The 15,030-nt window shown below is 65.1% G+C and carries 12 protein-coding genes; 6 read left to right on the top strand and 6 right to left on the bottom strand.

Translation table 11 applies throughout. The annotated features are described in order from the left end of the window. Positions 1–115: 115 nt before the first annotated feature. A complete protein-coding gene (locus AC5RVB_RS08555; protein ID WP_227902393.1) occupies positions 116–1,537 on the bottom strand; it encodes an FAD-dependent oxidoreductase in 1,422 nt (473 codons plus the stop codon). A 216-nt stretch (positions 1,538–1,753) separates the two neighbouring features. Between AC5RVB_RS08555 and rarD the strand changes: the two genes are divergently transcribed. Then, positions 1,754–2,794, top strand: a complete 1,041-nt coding sequence (gene rarD / locus AC5RVB_RS08560) for an EamA family transporter RarD (protein WP_494142503.1) — start codon at positions 1,754–1,756, stop codon at positions 2,792–2,794. 157 nt (positions 2,795–2,951) lie between these two features. Continuing rightward, the gene (locus tag AC5RVB_RS08565) at positions 2,952–4,766 is read left to right on the top strand and encodes an HNH endonuclease signature motif containing protein (protein ID WP_494142479.1); all 1,815 of its coding nucleotides are present in this window, start codon (positions 2,952–2,954) and stop codon (positions 4,764–4,766) included. A 135-nt stretch (positions 4,767–4,901) separates the two neighbouring features. Here the strand turns inward: AC5RVB_RS08565 and AC5RVB_RS08570 are convergent, their stop codons facing one another. The 3 genes from AC5RVB_RS08570 to AC5RVB_RS08580 form a co-directional block, all read right to left on the bottom strand. After that, positions 4,902–6,587 (bottom strand): CAP domain-containing protein, encoded by a 1,686-nt coding sequence (locus AC5RVB_RS08570; protein WP_494142480.1) that lies wholly within the window; start codon positions 6,585–6,587, stop codon positions 4,902–4,904. A gap of 179 nt (positions 6,588–6,766) precedes the next feature. Beyond that, positions 6,767–8,122, bottom strand: a complete 1,356-nt coding sequence (gabT, locus tag AC5RVB_RS08575) for a 4-aminobutyrate--2-oxoglutarate transaminase (protein ID WP_494142481.1) — start codon at positions 8,120–8,122, stop codon at positions 6,767–6,769. Positions 8,123–8,170: 48 nt separating this feature from the next. After that, positions 8,171–9,601, bottom strand: coding sequence for a gamma-aminobutyraldehyde dehydrogenase (locus AC5RVB_RS08580; protein WP_227928690.1), 1,431 nt, complete (start codon positions 9,599–9,601; stop codon positions 8,171–8,173). A 146-nt stretch (positions 9,602–9,747) separates the two neighbouring features. Here AC5RVB_RS08580 and AC5RVB_RS08585 point away from each other — a divergent pair, with 146 nt between their 5' ends. The 4 genes from AC5RVB_RS08585 to AC5RVB_RS08600 all read left to right on the top strand — a co-directional run bounded on the left by AC5RVB_RS08585 (position 9,748) and on the right by AC5RVB_RS08600 (position 12,825). Further along, the gene (locus AC5RVB_RS08585; RefSeq protein ID WP_494142482.1) at positions 9,748–11,157 is read left to right on the top strand and encodes a PucR family transcriptional regulator; all 1,410 of its coding nucleotides are present in this window, start codon (positions 9,748–9,750) and stop codon (positions 11,155–11,157) included. A gap of 22 nt (positions 11,158–11,179) precedes the next feature. Next, positions 11,180–11,809, top strand: coding sequence for a putative glycolipid-binding domain-containing protein (locus AC5RVB_RS08590; RefSeq protein ID WP_227928687.1), 630 nt, complete (start codon positions 11,180–11,182; stop codon positions 11,807–11,809). 94 nt (positions 11,810–11,903) lie between these two features. Further along, positions 11,904–12,332 (top strand): hypothetical protein, encoded by a 429-nt coding sequence (locus tag AC5RVB_RS08595; protein WP_227902401.1) that lies wholly within the window; start codon positions 11,904–11,906, stop codon positions 12,330–12,332. Positions 12,333–12,339: 7 nt separating this feature from the next. After that, entirely contained in the window at positions 12,340–12,825 is a 486-nt protein-coding gene (locus AC5RVB_RS08600; RefSeq protein ID WP_227902402.1) for an HIT family protein, read from the top strand. Here AC5RVB_RS08600 and AC5RVB_RS08605 read toward each other — a convergent pair. Then, the gene (locus tag AC5RVB_RS08605; protein ID WP_494142483.1) at positions 12,822–13,796 is read right to left on the bottom strand and encodes a hypothetical protein; all 975 of its coding nucleotides are present in this window, start codon (positions 13,794–13,796) and stop codon (positions 12,822–12,824) included. The two genes, AC5RVB_RS08600 and AC5RVB_RS08605, sit on opposite strands and share 4 nt — an antisense overlap. A 155-nt stretch (positions 13,797–13,951) precedes the next feature. After that, positions 13,952–15,007: a polyprenyl synthetase family protein gene (locus AC5RVB_RS08610; protein WP_494142484.1), complete on the bottom strand. Its 1,056-nt coding sequence runs from the start codon at positions 15,005–15,007 to the stop codon at positions 13,952–13,954. Positions 15,008–15,030: the final 23 nt, after the last annotated feature.

A 15,030-nucleotide genomic window follows, 5' to 3' on the forward strand; every position in this document is an offset into this window, starting at 1 on the left:
CCGCCTATCCACGCTGATAAACAGACACCGTCCATGACGGACGCTGTCAGGGAACACAACTCTTGGATGTCATGCTCCCATGCGCGGACGGGCGGGGGCCAGAGTAGCCGCGCCTTTACTCTCCCCGGGAAATCCGGGTCATTTCCTCACGGTCTACTACCTTCACGCGCTCACGTACGAGTTCACCGGTAGTCGGGTCCGGGTGGATGTAGGAGGCGCCGAGGCTGCGCTCGTAGGCGTCCAGCTTCAGCCAGCCTTCCCAGGTGGTGTAGGGAACGCCGCGTTCCTCCAGCAGTTCGATGATGGAGGAGGGATCCGGGTGCGAGGCCGCGGGCAGGTTCAACCGGTCCTCCAACAGGAACCCGATGGTCTCCAGGGCATCACCCTTGGTGTGCCCGATCAGGCCCACGGGGCCGCGCTTGATCCAGCCCGTGGTGTAGATGCCCGGTACCGGGGTGCCGTCTTCGTTGATCACGCGGCCGCCCTCGTTCGGGATCACGCCGCGGCGCTCGTCGTAGCCCACCTCGGGAAGTTCGGACCCGAAGTAGCCGATGGCCCGGTACACGGCCTGGACGGGGTAGTCCACGATTTCGCCGGTGCCGCGGACGTTGCCGGTGCCGTCGAGTTCGGTGCGCTCAAACTTCATGCCCGCGACCTTGCCCGGATGTTCGGCGTCGTCGTAAATCTCCACCGGGCTGTGCAGGAAGTGCAGGTGCAGGCGGCGGGAGGCACCGGTGTCCTGTTCTTCCACCAGCCAGTTGGTCAGCGTGTTGACCATGGTCTTGGTCTGGTTGTTGGTGCGGATCGCTTCGTCGGAGCCTTCGTCGAACTCGAAGTCCTCCGGGTAAAGCACAATGTCGACGTCGCGCGAATGCGAGAGCTCGCGCAGTTCCAGCGGAGTGAACTTCACCTGCGCCGGACCGCGGCGGCCGAAGATGTGCACGTCCGTGACCGGAGACTTCTTCAGGCCTTCGTAGACGTTGGCGGGGATTTCGGTGGTGAGCAGATCGTCTGCGTGCTTGGAGAGGATGCGGGCGACGTCGAGGGCCACGTTGCCGTTGCCGATCACCGCTACTTCCTTGGCGTCCAGCGGCCATTCGCGCGGGACGTCCGGGTGTCCGTCATACCAGGAGACGAAGTCCGCGCCGCCGAAGGAACCCTCCAGCTCTACGCCGGGTACGTTCAGCGGAGCGTCCTTGATGGCACCGGTGGCGAAGATGATGGCGTCGTAGAAGTGCCGGAAGTCCGTCAGCGTCAGGTCGCGGCCGTAATTGACGTTGCCAAGGAAGCGGATGTCACCGCGGTCCAGGACCTTGTGCAGGGCATTGACGATGCCCTTGATCCGCGGATGGTCGGGCGCGACACCGTACCGGATCAGGCCGTAGGGCGCCGGGTACTGGTCGAAGAGGTCGATGCTGACCTCGAAGTCCCGCTCGGCCTTGGTAAGGATGTCGGCGGCGTAAACACCGGCGGGGCCTGCACCGATAATGGCGACCCTCAAGGGACGCTGGGCGCTCTCCGCGGCTGGGTTAGTCACTGATAGTCCTTCTTCTCTTCGAAAGGTCCGTAGGTGCGCAATTAACACACAGTTATTTATTCTAAATGCCCGCTTCCCCGCCGTCTAAACGGTCCCGCGAACGGACGCGGGAATAGGGTCCGGGGATTGTGTGTTAACGAGCACGTGCCATTCTCAAAGCCTGTCCCCGCCCTCCGCGGCGTGCGTAATGCCGAGCCCGACGCCGCTGCCGCCCGCATGGGCGGCTCTGCCGGGTCCGGGGGTTCTGCCGGGCCCGGGGGTTCTGCCGGGCCCGGCGGGGGGACCGCCGGCTCCGCGGGTGCCGGGCCCGCGGGTGCCGGGTCTGCAGCTGCCCCGGCGACCGGCCGCGAGAACCTTCCCGGCATTCTGTTTGGTGTCGGCGCCTACGGCCTGTGGGGCATGATGCCCCTGTACTTCATGGTTCTGGAACCGGCCGGACCGGTGGAGATCGTGGCCAACCGGGTGGTGTGGTCCCTGGCGTTCTGCGCCATTCTCCTGACAGTCATGCGTGCTTGGAAGCCAATGCTCGCTGCCGGCCGCAATCCCCGCACAGTAGGTACCCTGACCGGGGCAGCCGTGCTGATTGCCCTGAACTGGCTCACCTATTCCTGGGCCGTCCTGAACGGGCACGCGGTGGAAGCGGCCCTTGGCTACTTCATCAATCCGCTCGTTTCCGTGCTGCTGGGTGTCCTTGTGCTCAAGGAGAAGCTGCGCCCTCTCCAGTGGGCCGCGATGGGCGTGGGATTCACAGCTGTTCTCGTCCTTGCCCTGGCCTACGGCAACATGCCCTGGATTGCCCTGGCGCTGGCGTTCAGCTTCGGCTTCTACGGACTGGTGAAGAAGGGTATCGGCTCCCGAGTCGACGCCGTGTCCAGCCTGACCATTGAAACCGCTGTACTGACTCCCATTGCCGCCGGTGTGATGATCTGGCTGTCGGTGACCGGCGCGGCCACGCTTACCTCCAACGGGCCCGGACACTTCTGGCTGCTCGCTGCCTCCGGTGTCATCACCGCCGTCCCGCTCATTTTCTTCGGTGCTGCGGCCCGCCGTCTTCCGCTCTCGACGGTGGGGTTGCTGCAGTACCTGGCACCCACGCTGCAGTTCATCATCGCCCTCGCCGTATTCAAGGAAGCCATGCCTCCCGAGCGCTGGGCCGGTTTCGGGCTGGTCTGGCTGGCACTGGTGCTCCTGACCGTCGACATGATCGGCGGACCACGGCGCAACCGCCGGCTGCGTGCCGCTGCTGCCGCTGCTTAGGTACAGACCGTTTTTCGGGGGCTCGACTGTCCAGGGACGAGGGATCCCGCCTCACTCTGCCTCCACAGCGGATAAATCTTCGCAGCGGCTCGCGGGTTATGCCCAGACTGGGTACATTCTCCTTCCGGCCTGAGCGGCTGCCGGGCAGACTGCTCCCATGACGGCAGACCTATTGGCCCAGGTGGAGCAGGTGAACCCCTGCGCGGCTCCAGCCGGAGCTGACGCGGTTGGCGATGTGGCCGCTCTGCTCGCTGCGGCACGGGGGCTTGCTGAGTCCATGTCCGGGGAATGGCGCCTTCTGAATCTTGCTGAGGCGGCCGAAGCAGCTTCCCTGGTCGAAGACCTGTCCCGTATCACCGGGTACCTGCAACTGCTTCTGGCGGGCGCTATTGAACGGCATCGCCCCGCAGAGACTCTGGGCACAACGCCCGCTCCGCCGGGCACCGCAGCCTCGGAACTCCGGGCCACGGATACGGATAGTCATTCCGGTGCCTCGGCTGCCGTAGGCGCAGCAGGCACCGCGTCGCGAGGCCGGTCCCGTGAGTTGCGGGAGTTTCGGAGCACGGCAGATTTTCTGCGGGCCCGCCTGCGGATATCCCGGGGCGAAGCAAAACGGCGTCTTGGCCTCGCCGCTGCCATCCTGCCGGGGAGCAGCATCACCGGCCATTCTCTGCCGCCGTCCTTTCCCCTGCTGGCGGATACGTGTTCCCGCGGTCTGCTGTCCATATCGGGGGCCGAGCTCATCGTCCAGTCCTTGGAGCAGGCAGAGCCGCGCCTGGAGGCTGATGCCCTGGAATCCATGGAGGAGCAGCTGGCTGCGGTGGGGGCCAGGCAGGACCATGATTTCCTGTTCCGTACCGCGCAGCACTGGCTCGCCCTTTTGGACCAGGAAACCCCTCCCGACGAAAAGGAGCTCACCCGATTCCAAGGGATTTTCCCCGGCCGCCGCAGGAACGGACTGAACCACCTGCATATTTATTGCACCGGCGAACAGCATGAGGCGCTCACAACGGCCATGAATAGCGGAGCAAATCCGCGTGCTGAGGCAGCCCGTATGATCCCCTCCAACGACGCCGCCGACTGCAGCAGAGGAAATCTCGCCACCTCTGATACCGGCCCGGCCGTGCCTGGACCACCGGAACCGCAGGGAGCACCGGATCCACAGGGAGCATCGGATCCGCAGGGAGCATCGGAAAACAACTCCAATCCAGCCGGGACTGTCCTGGGTTCCGCTTCAGCGCCGGTGTCGGGGCCAACCCGGCCGCAGCAACTGCTGAACGGCCTTCTCGGGGCAGTTCGTGCCGGTCTCGCTTCGGGCGGGGTACCCGCCGCGGGCGGTCTGCGCCCGCAGGTGATGGTGAATATCAGTCACGAGGCTCTACTCGCAGGAATCACCAACCAGGGTAGAGCCTCTGTAGAAGACACACCCGTCGCCGGCAACCGGGAGGGAAGCGGCGGGAAGTTGGAGGAACGCGGCGGGGTCCGGGCCGGGGACGGCGAGGTGGGTTTCCCCGGGACCCCAGAGGCACGGCCGGAGAGGCACTCTCAACGTCCGGGAACAGCCGCCTTCTCGGGACCTTTACCGGTTGAGGACATACGCAGACTGGCCTGCGATGCCGATCTGATTCCGGCAGTGCTGGGAACATCGGGACAGGTGTTGGAGATGGGAAGGTCTGCGCGGTTGTTTCCGCCGCATATTCGTAAGGCACTGTTCGCACGCGACCATGGCTGCACCTTTCCGGGCTGCACTATTCCGGGGCCATGGACGGAAGCGCACCACGTCACCTTCTGGGAACACGGAGGCGGAACCGGGATAGCGAATGGAGCACTGCTGTGCTCGTTCCACCATCATCTGGTGCATCAGGGGAACTGGCAGGTGACCATGCAGTCCGGCATTCCGTGGTTCCGGCCTCCGGATTATGTCGATCCTGACCGGCGGCTCCTGCGGAACACCTACTTCCAACCGGGCTAGGAGTCTGGAAGGTCCATATTTCGCGGCAGCCTAATGCGCATTCCGCGGCTGAGACACGAAATGCCCCACCCCGCCGAAGAAAACCGGAGGGTGGGGCATTCCAGGAGCCTAAGTTATTTAGGCCGGGCCTATGGCCTATGCCTGAACGGTCCGCCTGCGGACGGCCACGACGGCGGCGGTACCTGCCACGACGAGCAGCGCACCAAGCAGAGCCGTCATCAGCTGCCAGGAATTCAGGCCGGTGGCGGCCAGCTGGCCTTCTGCGTCGCCCGCGCCCGCGGCGGCAGCCGTGCCGTGCGGCTGACCCTGTGTATCCGCGGTGGCAGCCGTGGCGGCTGAACCCAGGACAGTAACAGGAGATTCAACGGAGAATGCCTGCCAGCCGGCGAACTCACCGTTGCTGGACAGGGCCACCCGGTGGTTACCGGCGGGGAGCTCGGCAGGAATCTCCAACGCAATCATGCCCTGGGAGTCCGCGGTCATCAGGCCCAGGTCCACGGGGGTGGAGTGTAGGACAACACGGTAGGAAGCGTTCGGGGTCAGGCCCTTGAGCGTCAACAGGCTTCCATGTGCCGCGGCGGCAAAGCTGCCGCGGGCAGAGTCGCTAAGCACTGCCGGGTCCATGGGATCGGCGGCCGGCGCTGCTTCCACAACCGGCTCCTTGCCGCTTTGCTCGACTTCGGGCTGCGTGGCAGCCGCGGGTTGATTATTGGCCGGAGACTCCGACGGTGCTGCAGGCGTTGTCGCAGGTACAGGCGAAGTAGCCTGCCGTTCCTTCTCTGCGGTGGCCTGCTCCGCGGCGACGCGGTCAGCCTCGGCTTTGGCCGCTGCTTTGTCTGCTGCGGCCTTCTCGGCGGCAACTCGCTCGGCCTTGTCCGCCGTGGCCTTCTCGGCGGCAATCCGCTCAGCCGCAGCCTTCTCGGCGGCAGCCTTCTCTGCTGCTGCCTTGTCTACCTCAGAATTCTGTGCAGCTTTGCCGGCCGCAGCTTTGTCTGCCGCAGCCTTCTCCGCCGCTGCCTTGTCCGCAGCAGCCTTGGCAACTCGGTCAGCCTCAGCCTTGGCAACTCGGTCAGCCTCAGCCTTGTCGGCCGCAGCCTTCTCCGCTGCTGCCTTGTCCGCAGCAGCCTTGGCAACTCGGTCAGCCTCCGCCTTGTCGGCCGCAGCCTTCTCTGCCGCAGCCTTGGCAACTCGGTCAGCCTCAGCCTTGTCAGCCGCAGCCTTGTCCGCTGCAGCTTTCGCAGCCTTCTCAGCAGCAGCCTTCTCGGCGGCAATCCGCTCAGCTTCTGCCTTTTCGGCATCGCTGACTATCGGCAGCCCGCCGCCGGAACCGGCCGGGTACGCTCCGAAGTCGGCGGTGATCAGGTAGGAACCGCTGTTAGGGCCGGCCGTCAGACGGACAGCGCCGATGCCAACATCTGTAAAGGAAGGATTCAGCATGTTGGCGTTGTGCGCCGGGGAACCAACCCACCAGGAAAATGCCTGGTCCACGTTATTGTTCCAGACGATGTTCTCTGACCAGCCCTGCGTACCCGCAGGATAGCCAGCAGGCAGCCTGCCATTGTGGTCGAAGGTGTACGCGCCGGCCAGCTCCGCAGTGACCGCGGATCCCGCAGTCCAGTCCTGCGCCACAGCGCTGATCTGCGGATTCCAGGCCAGCGGTGCCAGTCCCGAATCGGCACGGTGGCTGTTGATCAAGCTGTATATCCGGTTGGCCGCTTGTGTTTCCGTGGTCGCTGCCAATGCCGAGGGAAGCGCCACCAGGGCGCTCACTACGGCGATCAGGGCAACTGCCAGGGCACTGACAGATTTCCTTACACGCACTACGAGTCCTCTGAGTCCGGACCCGCAGGGTCCTGGTTAAGTACGCGGGGCCCTAACGGACGACCCGCGGAACACCCCTTCCGTTCCAAGGGGTGCCCAGCGAATCTACACCAGTCAGGCCTCACCAACAACACCAGCAACTCCTGTAACAGAAGCAGCCGAACGGATCCCCGCAGTTCTCAGGCGACGGTACGCACCGCTCCCGCCAACACGTCCAGGGCGTCCAGCAGCAGGTCCTCCCCAATAGTCAAAGGCGGCAGCAGCCGGATGACATTGCCGTAGGTGCCGCAGGTCAGCACAATGACGCCGGCCTGCAGACAGGCCGCCGCTATTGCTTTCGCTGCACCGGCGTCGGGCTCCTTGGAACCGGGCACCACAAGCTCCATGGCGAGCATCGCACCGCGCCCGCGGACATCCCCGATGATCCCGGTCTCTTCCGCCAGGCCGGCAAGTCGCGGAAGGACAAGGTCCTGGATCCGCCGTGCCCTGCCGGCAAGATCCTGGGACGCCATGGTGTCCATCGCGGCCAGGGCAGCGGCACATGCCACAGGGTTGCCGCCGTAGGTACCGCCAAGCCCTCCGGGATGCACGGCATCGAGCAGCTCGGCACGCCCGGTGACCGCCGAAAGAGGCAGCCCGCCGGCAATCCCCTTGGCCATGGTGATCAGGTCCGGCACCACCCCTTCATGCTGCACGGCGAACCATTCGCCCGTGCGGCAAAAGCCGGATTGCACTTCATCGGCAATAAACACCACGCCGTTGGCCCGAGCCCACTCTGCCAGCCGCGGCAGGAACCCTTCGGCAGGGACAATGAAGCCGCCTTCACCCTGAATAGGTTCAATCAGCAGTGCCGCCAGCCGGTCGGCTCCGATCTGCTTCTCGATGGCGAGGATGGCGCGGTCGGCAGCCTCTGTCCCGGTGATCTCCGGGTTTTCCTCGCGGTACGGATAACTCATGGGCATCCGGTAGATTTCCGGCGCAAACGGACCAAAACCGGTTTTGTAGGGCATGGCCTTGGCCGTCAGCCCCATGGTGAGGTTGGTCCGCCCGTGGTAGGCGTGGTCGAAAGCCACCACGGCGTCGCGGCCTGTGGCCGAACGGGCAATCTTCACCGCGTTCTCCACCGCTTCCGCGCCGGAGTTGAACAGCACGGTCCGCTTATCGAAGTCCCCCGGCGTCAGCGCCGCCAGACGCTCCGCGACAGCCACGTAACCTTCGTACGGAGTCACCATAAAGCAGGTGTGGGTGAAGTGCGCCGCCTGCTCCTGCACGGCGGAGACGACGGCGGGGTCCGAGGCGCCCACGCTGGTCACGGCAATGCCGGACCCCAGATCGATAAAGGCATTGCCGTCAACGTCGACAACAATCCCGCCGTCAGCGTCGGCAGCATAGACGGGAACGGTGGAAGCGACTCCCCGGGCCACGACGGCCGCACGGCGCGCCTCGAGCGCGGCGGATTTCGGACCCGGAAAGGAACCGCTGATCCGGCGCTTCTGCTCGATGCGGTAAGTCGGGGTGATGATGGGCGTGGTCATGGCGCGGCCTCTCAGGAAAGTGCTGTGAACATCAAAAGGGTGTGGGACTCAGGCATCCAGGGCGGTCATCACGTGCTTGATCCGGGTGTAGTCCTCCACGCCGTACATCGAGAGATCCTTGCCGTAGCCGGAATTCTTGAAACCTCCATGCGGCATCTCGGCGGTCAGGAGGATGTGCGTGTTGATCCAGACCGCTCCAAAGTCCAGGTCGCGGGACAGACGCATGGCCCTGCCGTGGTTAGTGGTCCAGACGCTGGAGGCCAGAGCGTATTCCACCCCGTTGGCCATCTCCACGGCTTCTTCCTCACTGCCGAACCTCTGCACGGTGATGACCGGCCCGAAGGTTTCCTTCTGCACAATGTCATCCTCCTGACGGGCACCGGTGATGACGGTTGGTTCGAAGAAGAAGCCCTTGGAACCGGCCCGCTTGCCGCCGGTTTCCACCGTGCAGTGCGCCGGGAGTGCTTCAATAACCGCATTGACGGCATTGAAGTGGTTGATGTTGTTCAACGGGCCGAAATAGTTGTCTTCGTCGTTGTCGCTTCCGGTCTTCAGCTCCCGCGCAGCAGCAACGAGCTTTTCCACCAGAGCATCATGGGCAGCGTCTTCCACCAGCACCCGGGTGATGGCGGTGCAGTCCTGGCCGGCGTTGAAGAACGCGAACTCGGCCACTGCCTGTGCGGTGCGGTCCAGGTCAGCATCGGCAAAGACCACGGCCGGAGCCTTGCCGCCCAGTTCCAGATGGGCACGCTTCAGCCCCTTGGCGGCACCGGAGGCAACGGCGATGCCGGCCCGCACCGACCCGGTGATGGAGACCAGCCCGGGTACGGGGTGCTCCACCATCAGCGCACCGGTCTCCCCGGTCCCCAGCACCACGTTAAGCACGCCGGCGGGGAAGATGTCCCCGGCCAGACGGGCAAGCACCAGCGTGGATTCGGGCGTTGTATCCGAAGGTTTGAGCACCACGGTGTTGCCCGCGGCGAGCGCCGGACCGATCTTCCAGACGGCCATCAGCAGCGGATAGTTCCACGGTGCAACCTGGGCGACGACGCCGATTGGCTCGCGACGGACAAAGGAGGTGTGCCCTTCAAGGTATTCGCCGGCGGACTTGCCCTCCAGCAGCCGGGCGGCACCGGCGAAGAACCGCAGCTGATCGGCACCAACGGCAACCTCCTCGGCAGCGATCACCGAACGGACCTGGCCCGTATTGCGATGCTGGGCCTCCACCAGCTCCTCCGAGTTGGCTTCCAAGGCGTCGGCCAGACGGAGCAGCATCAGCTGGCGCTCGCTGGGCGTTGTCCGCTTCCAGGCCGTGAACGCATCAGCGGCGGCGCTCATGGCGGCATCGACGTCGGCCTGGACGGACACCGGGGACACGGCCACAACTTCTCCGTTGGTCGGGTTGACGATGTCCACCACGTCCGTGCCCCGGGAGGGGACGAACTCGCCATTGATGAAGTTCTGCAGAGTCTGTGCCATGCCGGAGGTCCTTTCACACGCGGTCCGGGCGTGCCCCGGAGTATGCCCAACCTACTGTGCGGCTCAGGTCACATCCAGAGACATCCGCACAGGGGCATGGCGGCCATTCGGTGCAGTTGCCCAAACTTCACTCTTATAGTTGGGTTATGTCCATCACACTTCCGGATCTGCTGACTGCCGGTGGATTGCACCTGGTCCGCCACGGCTCGGCCCCGCTTCCCCGGGAGCCCATCCAATGGGTAGCAGTGACGGAGCTGGAGGATCCTTCTCCCTTCCTGAGTGGCGGTGAGGTGGTGCTGACTACGGGAGTGCGGCACACCAGCGGGAACGTCCAGCGCAGTTTCGTGCAGAACGTGGCGAAAGCAGGCGCGCTGGGCATTGGATTCGGCACCGGACTGGGCCACAGTGCGGTACCCGCCGGCCTGCTCCGGGAAGCGGACCGGCTGGGCATCCCCGTTTTCGAAGTCCCCTACAACACCCCGTTTATGGCACTGGGGAAGCTTGTCGCGGATTCCCTTTCCTCGGACCATGTGTCCCAGCTGCACCGGCTGCTTTCCGGGCACCAGGTCCTGGCCGGTGCATTGCTCAGCGGCAAGGGACTGTCCCGCCTGCTCGAGGAACTCGCGCTGCTGGTCTCCGCTGATGTGGCACTCTTCCAATACGGAGCGTGCGTTTTTGCCACCGCTGAGCCGGACGCCAGCTGGCGGCGTTTCCCCGTGGCCACCGGACGGCGGGACCGCTGCACCCTGGCCATAGCCGAGCCCTTTGTGCAGCCGGACATCGTGGAGTATGCCCGGAGCCTGGTCGGCGTGGAGCTGAATAACCGGGCGGTCCACCGCGCCAGCGAACGGGAAGTCACCGGCCGGCTTCTGAACGATGTAGTGGACGGCCGGCTGTCCGGACCTGACGCAGCGGCACGGCTGCGTCCGGCCGGCATTGATACCGACCGGCGGCACGCCGTGCTGCTGGTAGCCGTTGCATCGGGGCAGTTGCGCGAGCTTCCCGCCCTGCCGCTGCCTACCGGTTTCGAGGCCACCCCATCCGCCATTCATGACCAGCAGCTGGCCGTGGTGGTGCCGGCCGGGGAAACAGTGTCCCTGGCAGAGGCGCTGAGCACCTATCTTTTCGCCGCGGGACTGACGGCCACAGTGGGGATAGGCGGGGCCTATACGGGACCCGCCGGACTGCGCTGGAGTTACTACGAGGCCCGTGAGGCGCTGCAGCGCGGGGCCGCCGTCAACGAACCCGAACGCCTGAGCCTGACGTCCCTGCTGATGTCCAGCCGTGATGTTCCGCTGGCGGACCTGGCTGCCGAAGCCCTGGACCCGTTGGAAGCGTTTGACAGCACACACGGTGCACAGCTGATTCCCACTTTGGAGGCGTACCTGCTGCATAACGGCTCAGTGGCTGCCGTGGCGGCGGATCTGGGGCTGCACCGCAACACGGTCCGGTACCGGCTGTCACAGGTTGCCGAACTCACGGGGCATGACCCGGCGGTTACTGCGGACCGGGTCCATCTGTACCTTGCGCTGAACGTTCGCCGCCTCGGCAGTTGAGACTTGCCGTTAGCCTAAAGGAATGACGAGCACCGCACTGGCCAGGACCATCCGCTGGCAGGGACAGGATGATCCGGACCGAACGGACACTGCTGTCCTGTCTTTCCGCGACCGGGAGCTCGCCGCCGCGGGGACGTCCGTCAGCGCGGAGTACACAGCATCCTGGACGCTGTCCACCATTCCGGGCTGGGTCACCAGCCAGCTTTCCGTATCCGTCACCGGAGACGGCTGGTCCCGCACCCTGCGCCTCGAACGCAGCATTGAGGGACGCTGGTCAGCGGAGACAACACAGAACGGCACCGTCGATCTGCCGGCACCGGGCATCAGCGATCCACGCAGCCTCGATGAGGCGCAGGACTGCGACGTTGCACTGTGCCCCGCCACAAACACCATGCCCATCCTGCGGCTGGACCTGCTCAATGAGTCCGCTCCCCCGGACGAGACGCAGCTGACCATGGCGTGGGTGGAAATGCCCAGCCTGCGGGTGGTGCCGAGCCGCCAGGTCTACTCCCAGGTCCGGGCATATTCCCCCGAGGCCGGACACGCCGTCGTGCTCTACAGCTCGGAAAGCCACGGATTTACCGCCGAGCTGAAAGTCGACTCCGACGGCACCGTCATCGACTACCCGGGGATGGCGACCCGCCTGCCCTAGGCATCACCTCCGTGGCAGTGCAGTTTCGGCTCAGCTTGTCCCCCGGCACGGCTAGGATTGGAATACACCCACTCACCGCACGCTTGGAGACCACATGAGTGAAATTTTCCTGGATCGATTCCGCGCCTTGGTCCCCAAGTACCTTGAGGACAACTGGCGCGAGGAAGACGGCATCCCCGAGCCGGAGCTCGATGCGATGCTGGCTGAGCACGATTTCCGTATCCCGCTGGTCCTGCGTGAGTTCTACCTGGCGCTGGGCGGTTGCGAAGACCTGATGGAGGCCTTCCACTTCTTCTGGGATCCGGATGAGCTCGAAATTGAAGACGGCTACCTGCTTTTCCTCGAGGACGAGGATGAGAAGTTTGTCTGGGGTATCCGCGAGGACCAGCTGGATGTGCCGGATCCGATTGTGTGGCGCCGCAACAATGCCCGCGGCGACTGGCAAAGCGAGGAAGGCACGCTCAGCGAGTACGTGCTGGACATGTTCGAGTGGATTTTCGAAGAGGATGAGGACGAGGACTGAGCATTCGATGAGGGAAGCGAGTGAAACCGTCTGGAAGAGCCACGCTCCGCAGGGCTATGAATGCCCGTTCTGCGATCTCGCGTCCGGAGAGTTTCGCTTCGCCGGGAACCTCTGCGAGCCCGGAGACCTGATCTATTCGGATGACCTGGTGCTCGCCTTCATTGCATCCCACGGCTTCGATCCGGAGCCGGGCCACGTGCTGGTCACGCCGCGGGCCCACTATGAACTGCTCTACGAACTGCCCGACGACGTCGCCGCCCGGATCATGGTGGTGACGCGGGATATGGCAGTGGCGATCAAGAAGGCGTGGTCCCCCGATGGCGTAACCACCCGCCAGCACAACGAGCCGGCGGGCAGCCAGCATGTCTGGCACTACCACCAGCACATCCTGCCGCGCTGGACCGATGACGGGCTCTACTTCACGCCAAAACGGCCCATCGTGCCGCCGGCGGTGCGTGCCCGCAAGGCCGCTGAACTGCGCGCCGTCCTCTAACCGCGGGGCAGCCCGGGCTCCAGCTCCTTGCTCCAGGCATGTGCGTGGAGGCCGAGTACTGCTTCCTCCGTGGGGGAAATACCAAAGCGGTTGAGCAGCTGCCGGCTCTGGTACACGGCCAGGAACTGCGCACTGCGGCTGATCCGTGCCCTGTCCGCCCGGTACAAATAGGTATCGATGGCACGGGCCCACCGCTGGCGCCAGGCGTCCACGGACGGCTCCGAGGCGATCGCGGCCATCTGCCGGTGTGCCGGGACAATCCGGGGAACCGTCCGGGCCTTCAGAGCAATCCGTGCACGTTCCGCCAGGGGACCAAAGGACACGGTGCAGCTGTTCAGGTGGGTGGTCCAGTAGTAGCCCCAGCTCGGAGCCCGGCGGTCCGGCCACAGGGAGGACCGCGGTCCGTGCATCATGGCGTGCGCGGTGTCGAAAAGCAGCAGCGCGGCGAACGGTGAACGGGAATCTACAGTGGTAAAGCGGCCGAGCGCCCACGCACCAAGGTCGGAGGAAAGCTCCTCCACATCACAGGTCAGGGCGATGCCTTCCGGGCCGCCGAACAGTGCCAGCGCCTCTTCGACGGCAGGCGACGCCGGTTCGGCCCGGCGGGGCGGATACGCACCGGCATTCTGCTCCGAGATCCGCACCTCGCCCAGCTCCGGTGCGCACTGCGCGGCAAGCGCCTGGGCGAAGGGCTTCAGCCGGCCGGCAACGCCGTTACGGACCAGGAAATGCACCTGGACGTGCGGGGAGACATTGTCGAGGCACCGGTAGAAGCAGCGTTCCGCCCCCCACACCCGGGCCTGGCCGATCAGCGGCGTGACGATCTGCCGCACCACGGCATCGCAGATCTCCGGACGAACCGGCTGCACCGTGAGCACCCACCACAGGGTATGTTCCGTACCGGTTGGCACGGCCGCGCCGCCCGTATGTCCGTTCGATGCTTTCCGGTGCGTCGACATAATCTGGGACATTTTGTTCCCCCTCCGGATTTCAGCCACGCCTCCCATAGGTGCCGAGAATCGCACGGAACGCGGAAAACCAGCCATTGCGGCGGAAAAATACCCCCTAACCGGGGATAACGGTTGCCAGAAACTGCTGGAGGGACTAAGCGGCAGACGCCGGGAAGCTACACCTCGCGGTTAACTACGGCCCGTGCGAAGGATGCCAGGGCTTCCTTCACCACGGAGTCAGGCAGCGGGGCGAGAGCCTGCACGGCTTCCTCAGACCAGCCCCGGGCAACGGCCCAGGCTTCGTCCGTGACCGGACTGGCCCGCAGCGCAGCAACGGCTTCGGCCAGCGCCTCATCCGAGGACAGGTCCCGTTCCACCAGTTCCAGCACGGCGGCGGCGTCCGCGTCCCCGCCCGCAGCCGAGCGGCGCAGCAGCAGGACCGGCAACGTCGGTACCCCTTCGCGCAGGTCGGTACCGGGCGTCTTGCCGGACTTTTCCTGCAGCCCGGTCACGTCAATAACGTCGTCCGCGAGCTGGAAGGCAATACCTACCTTCTCGCCGTATTCGACCATGATGTCGATGACGTCCTGACCGGCTCCGGAGAACAGGGCACCAAACTGGCCCGAGGCGGCAATCAGCGAACCGGTTTTGTCTGCGATGACGGAGAGGTAGTGCTCCAACGGGTCCTGGCCCTCGGCCGGACCCACGGTTTCATGCAGCTGGCCCAGGCACAGCCGCTCGAAGGTGCGTGCCTGGATGGCCAGTGCCGGACCGCCAAGAGCCGAGACCAGGCTCGAAGCCCGGGCGAAGATCAGGTCTCCGGTCAGCACGGCCACTGAGTTGCCCCAGATCTCATGCGCCGTCGGTGCACCGCGGCGGTAGGGCGCCTCATCCATCACATCGTCGTGGTACAGCGTGGCCAGGTGCGTCAGTTCCACGACAACGGCGGACTGAATGACCTTCTCCCCGGCTTCCTCCGGACCAAGATGGGAGGCCAGCAGCGTCAGGAGCGGGCGGATACGTTTACCGCCGGCCTCCACCAGATGCCGCGACGTGGTGTCGGCAAAGGGATCGGAGTTGGCAACGGCCTCGCGCAGCTGCACCTCAACCTGCTCCAGGGACGAGACCATGGACGGGCCAAGCCTGGGGTCCTCTGCCAGCAGGGCGAACCCCGGAGGCAGTACGAAAGTGCTTGACCCGGCGTCCGGGCTGGTGTTGGTGGATTCAGTCACTGTTCAAGACTAACTATTTGTCG

It is taken from the genome of Arthrobacter sp. Y3225209 (genome assembly GCF_059090685.1).

Excerpts from the sequence above, each read along its gene's own strand:
- rarD (WP_494142503.1), top strand. The coding sequence starts at position 1,754 with ATGGGCGGCTCTGCCGGGTCCGGGGGTTCTGCCGGGCCCGGGGGTTCT.
- AC5RVB_RS08565 (WP_494142479.1), top strand. The coding sequence starts at position 2,952 with ATGACGGCAGACCTATTGGCCCAGGTGGAGCAGGTGAACCCCTGCGCG.
- gabT (WP_494142481.1), bottom strand. The coding sequence starts at position 8,122 with ATGACCACGCCCATCATCACCCCGACTTACCGCATCGAGCAGAAGCGC.
- AC5RVB_RS08580 (WP_227928690.1), bottom strand. The coding sequence starts at position 9,601 with ATGGCACAGACTCTGCAGAACTTCATCAATGGCGAGTTCGTCCCCTCC.
- AC5RVB_RS08585 (WP_494142482.1), top strand. The coding sequence starts at position 9,748 with ATGTCCATCACACTTCCGGATCTGCTGACTGCCGGTGGATTGCACCTG.
- AC5RVB_RS08590 (WP_227928687.1), top strand. The coding sequence starts at position 11,180 with ATGACGAGCACCGCACTGGCCAGGACCATCCGCTGGCAGGGACAGGAT.
- AC5RVB_RS08595 (WP_227902401.1), top strand. The coding sequence starts at position 11,904 with ATGAGTGAAATTTTCCTGGATCGATTCCGCGCCTTGGTCCCCAAGTAC.
- AC5RVB_RS08600 (WP_227902402.1), top strand. The coding sequence starts at position 12,340 with ATGAGGGAAGCGAGTGAAACCGTCTGGAAGAGCCACGCTCCGCAGGGC.
- AC5RVB_RS08605 (WP_494142483.1), bottom strand. The coding sequence starts at position 13,796 with ATGTCCCAGATTATGTCGACGCACCGGAAAGCATCGAACGGACATACG.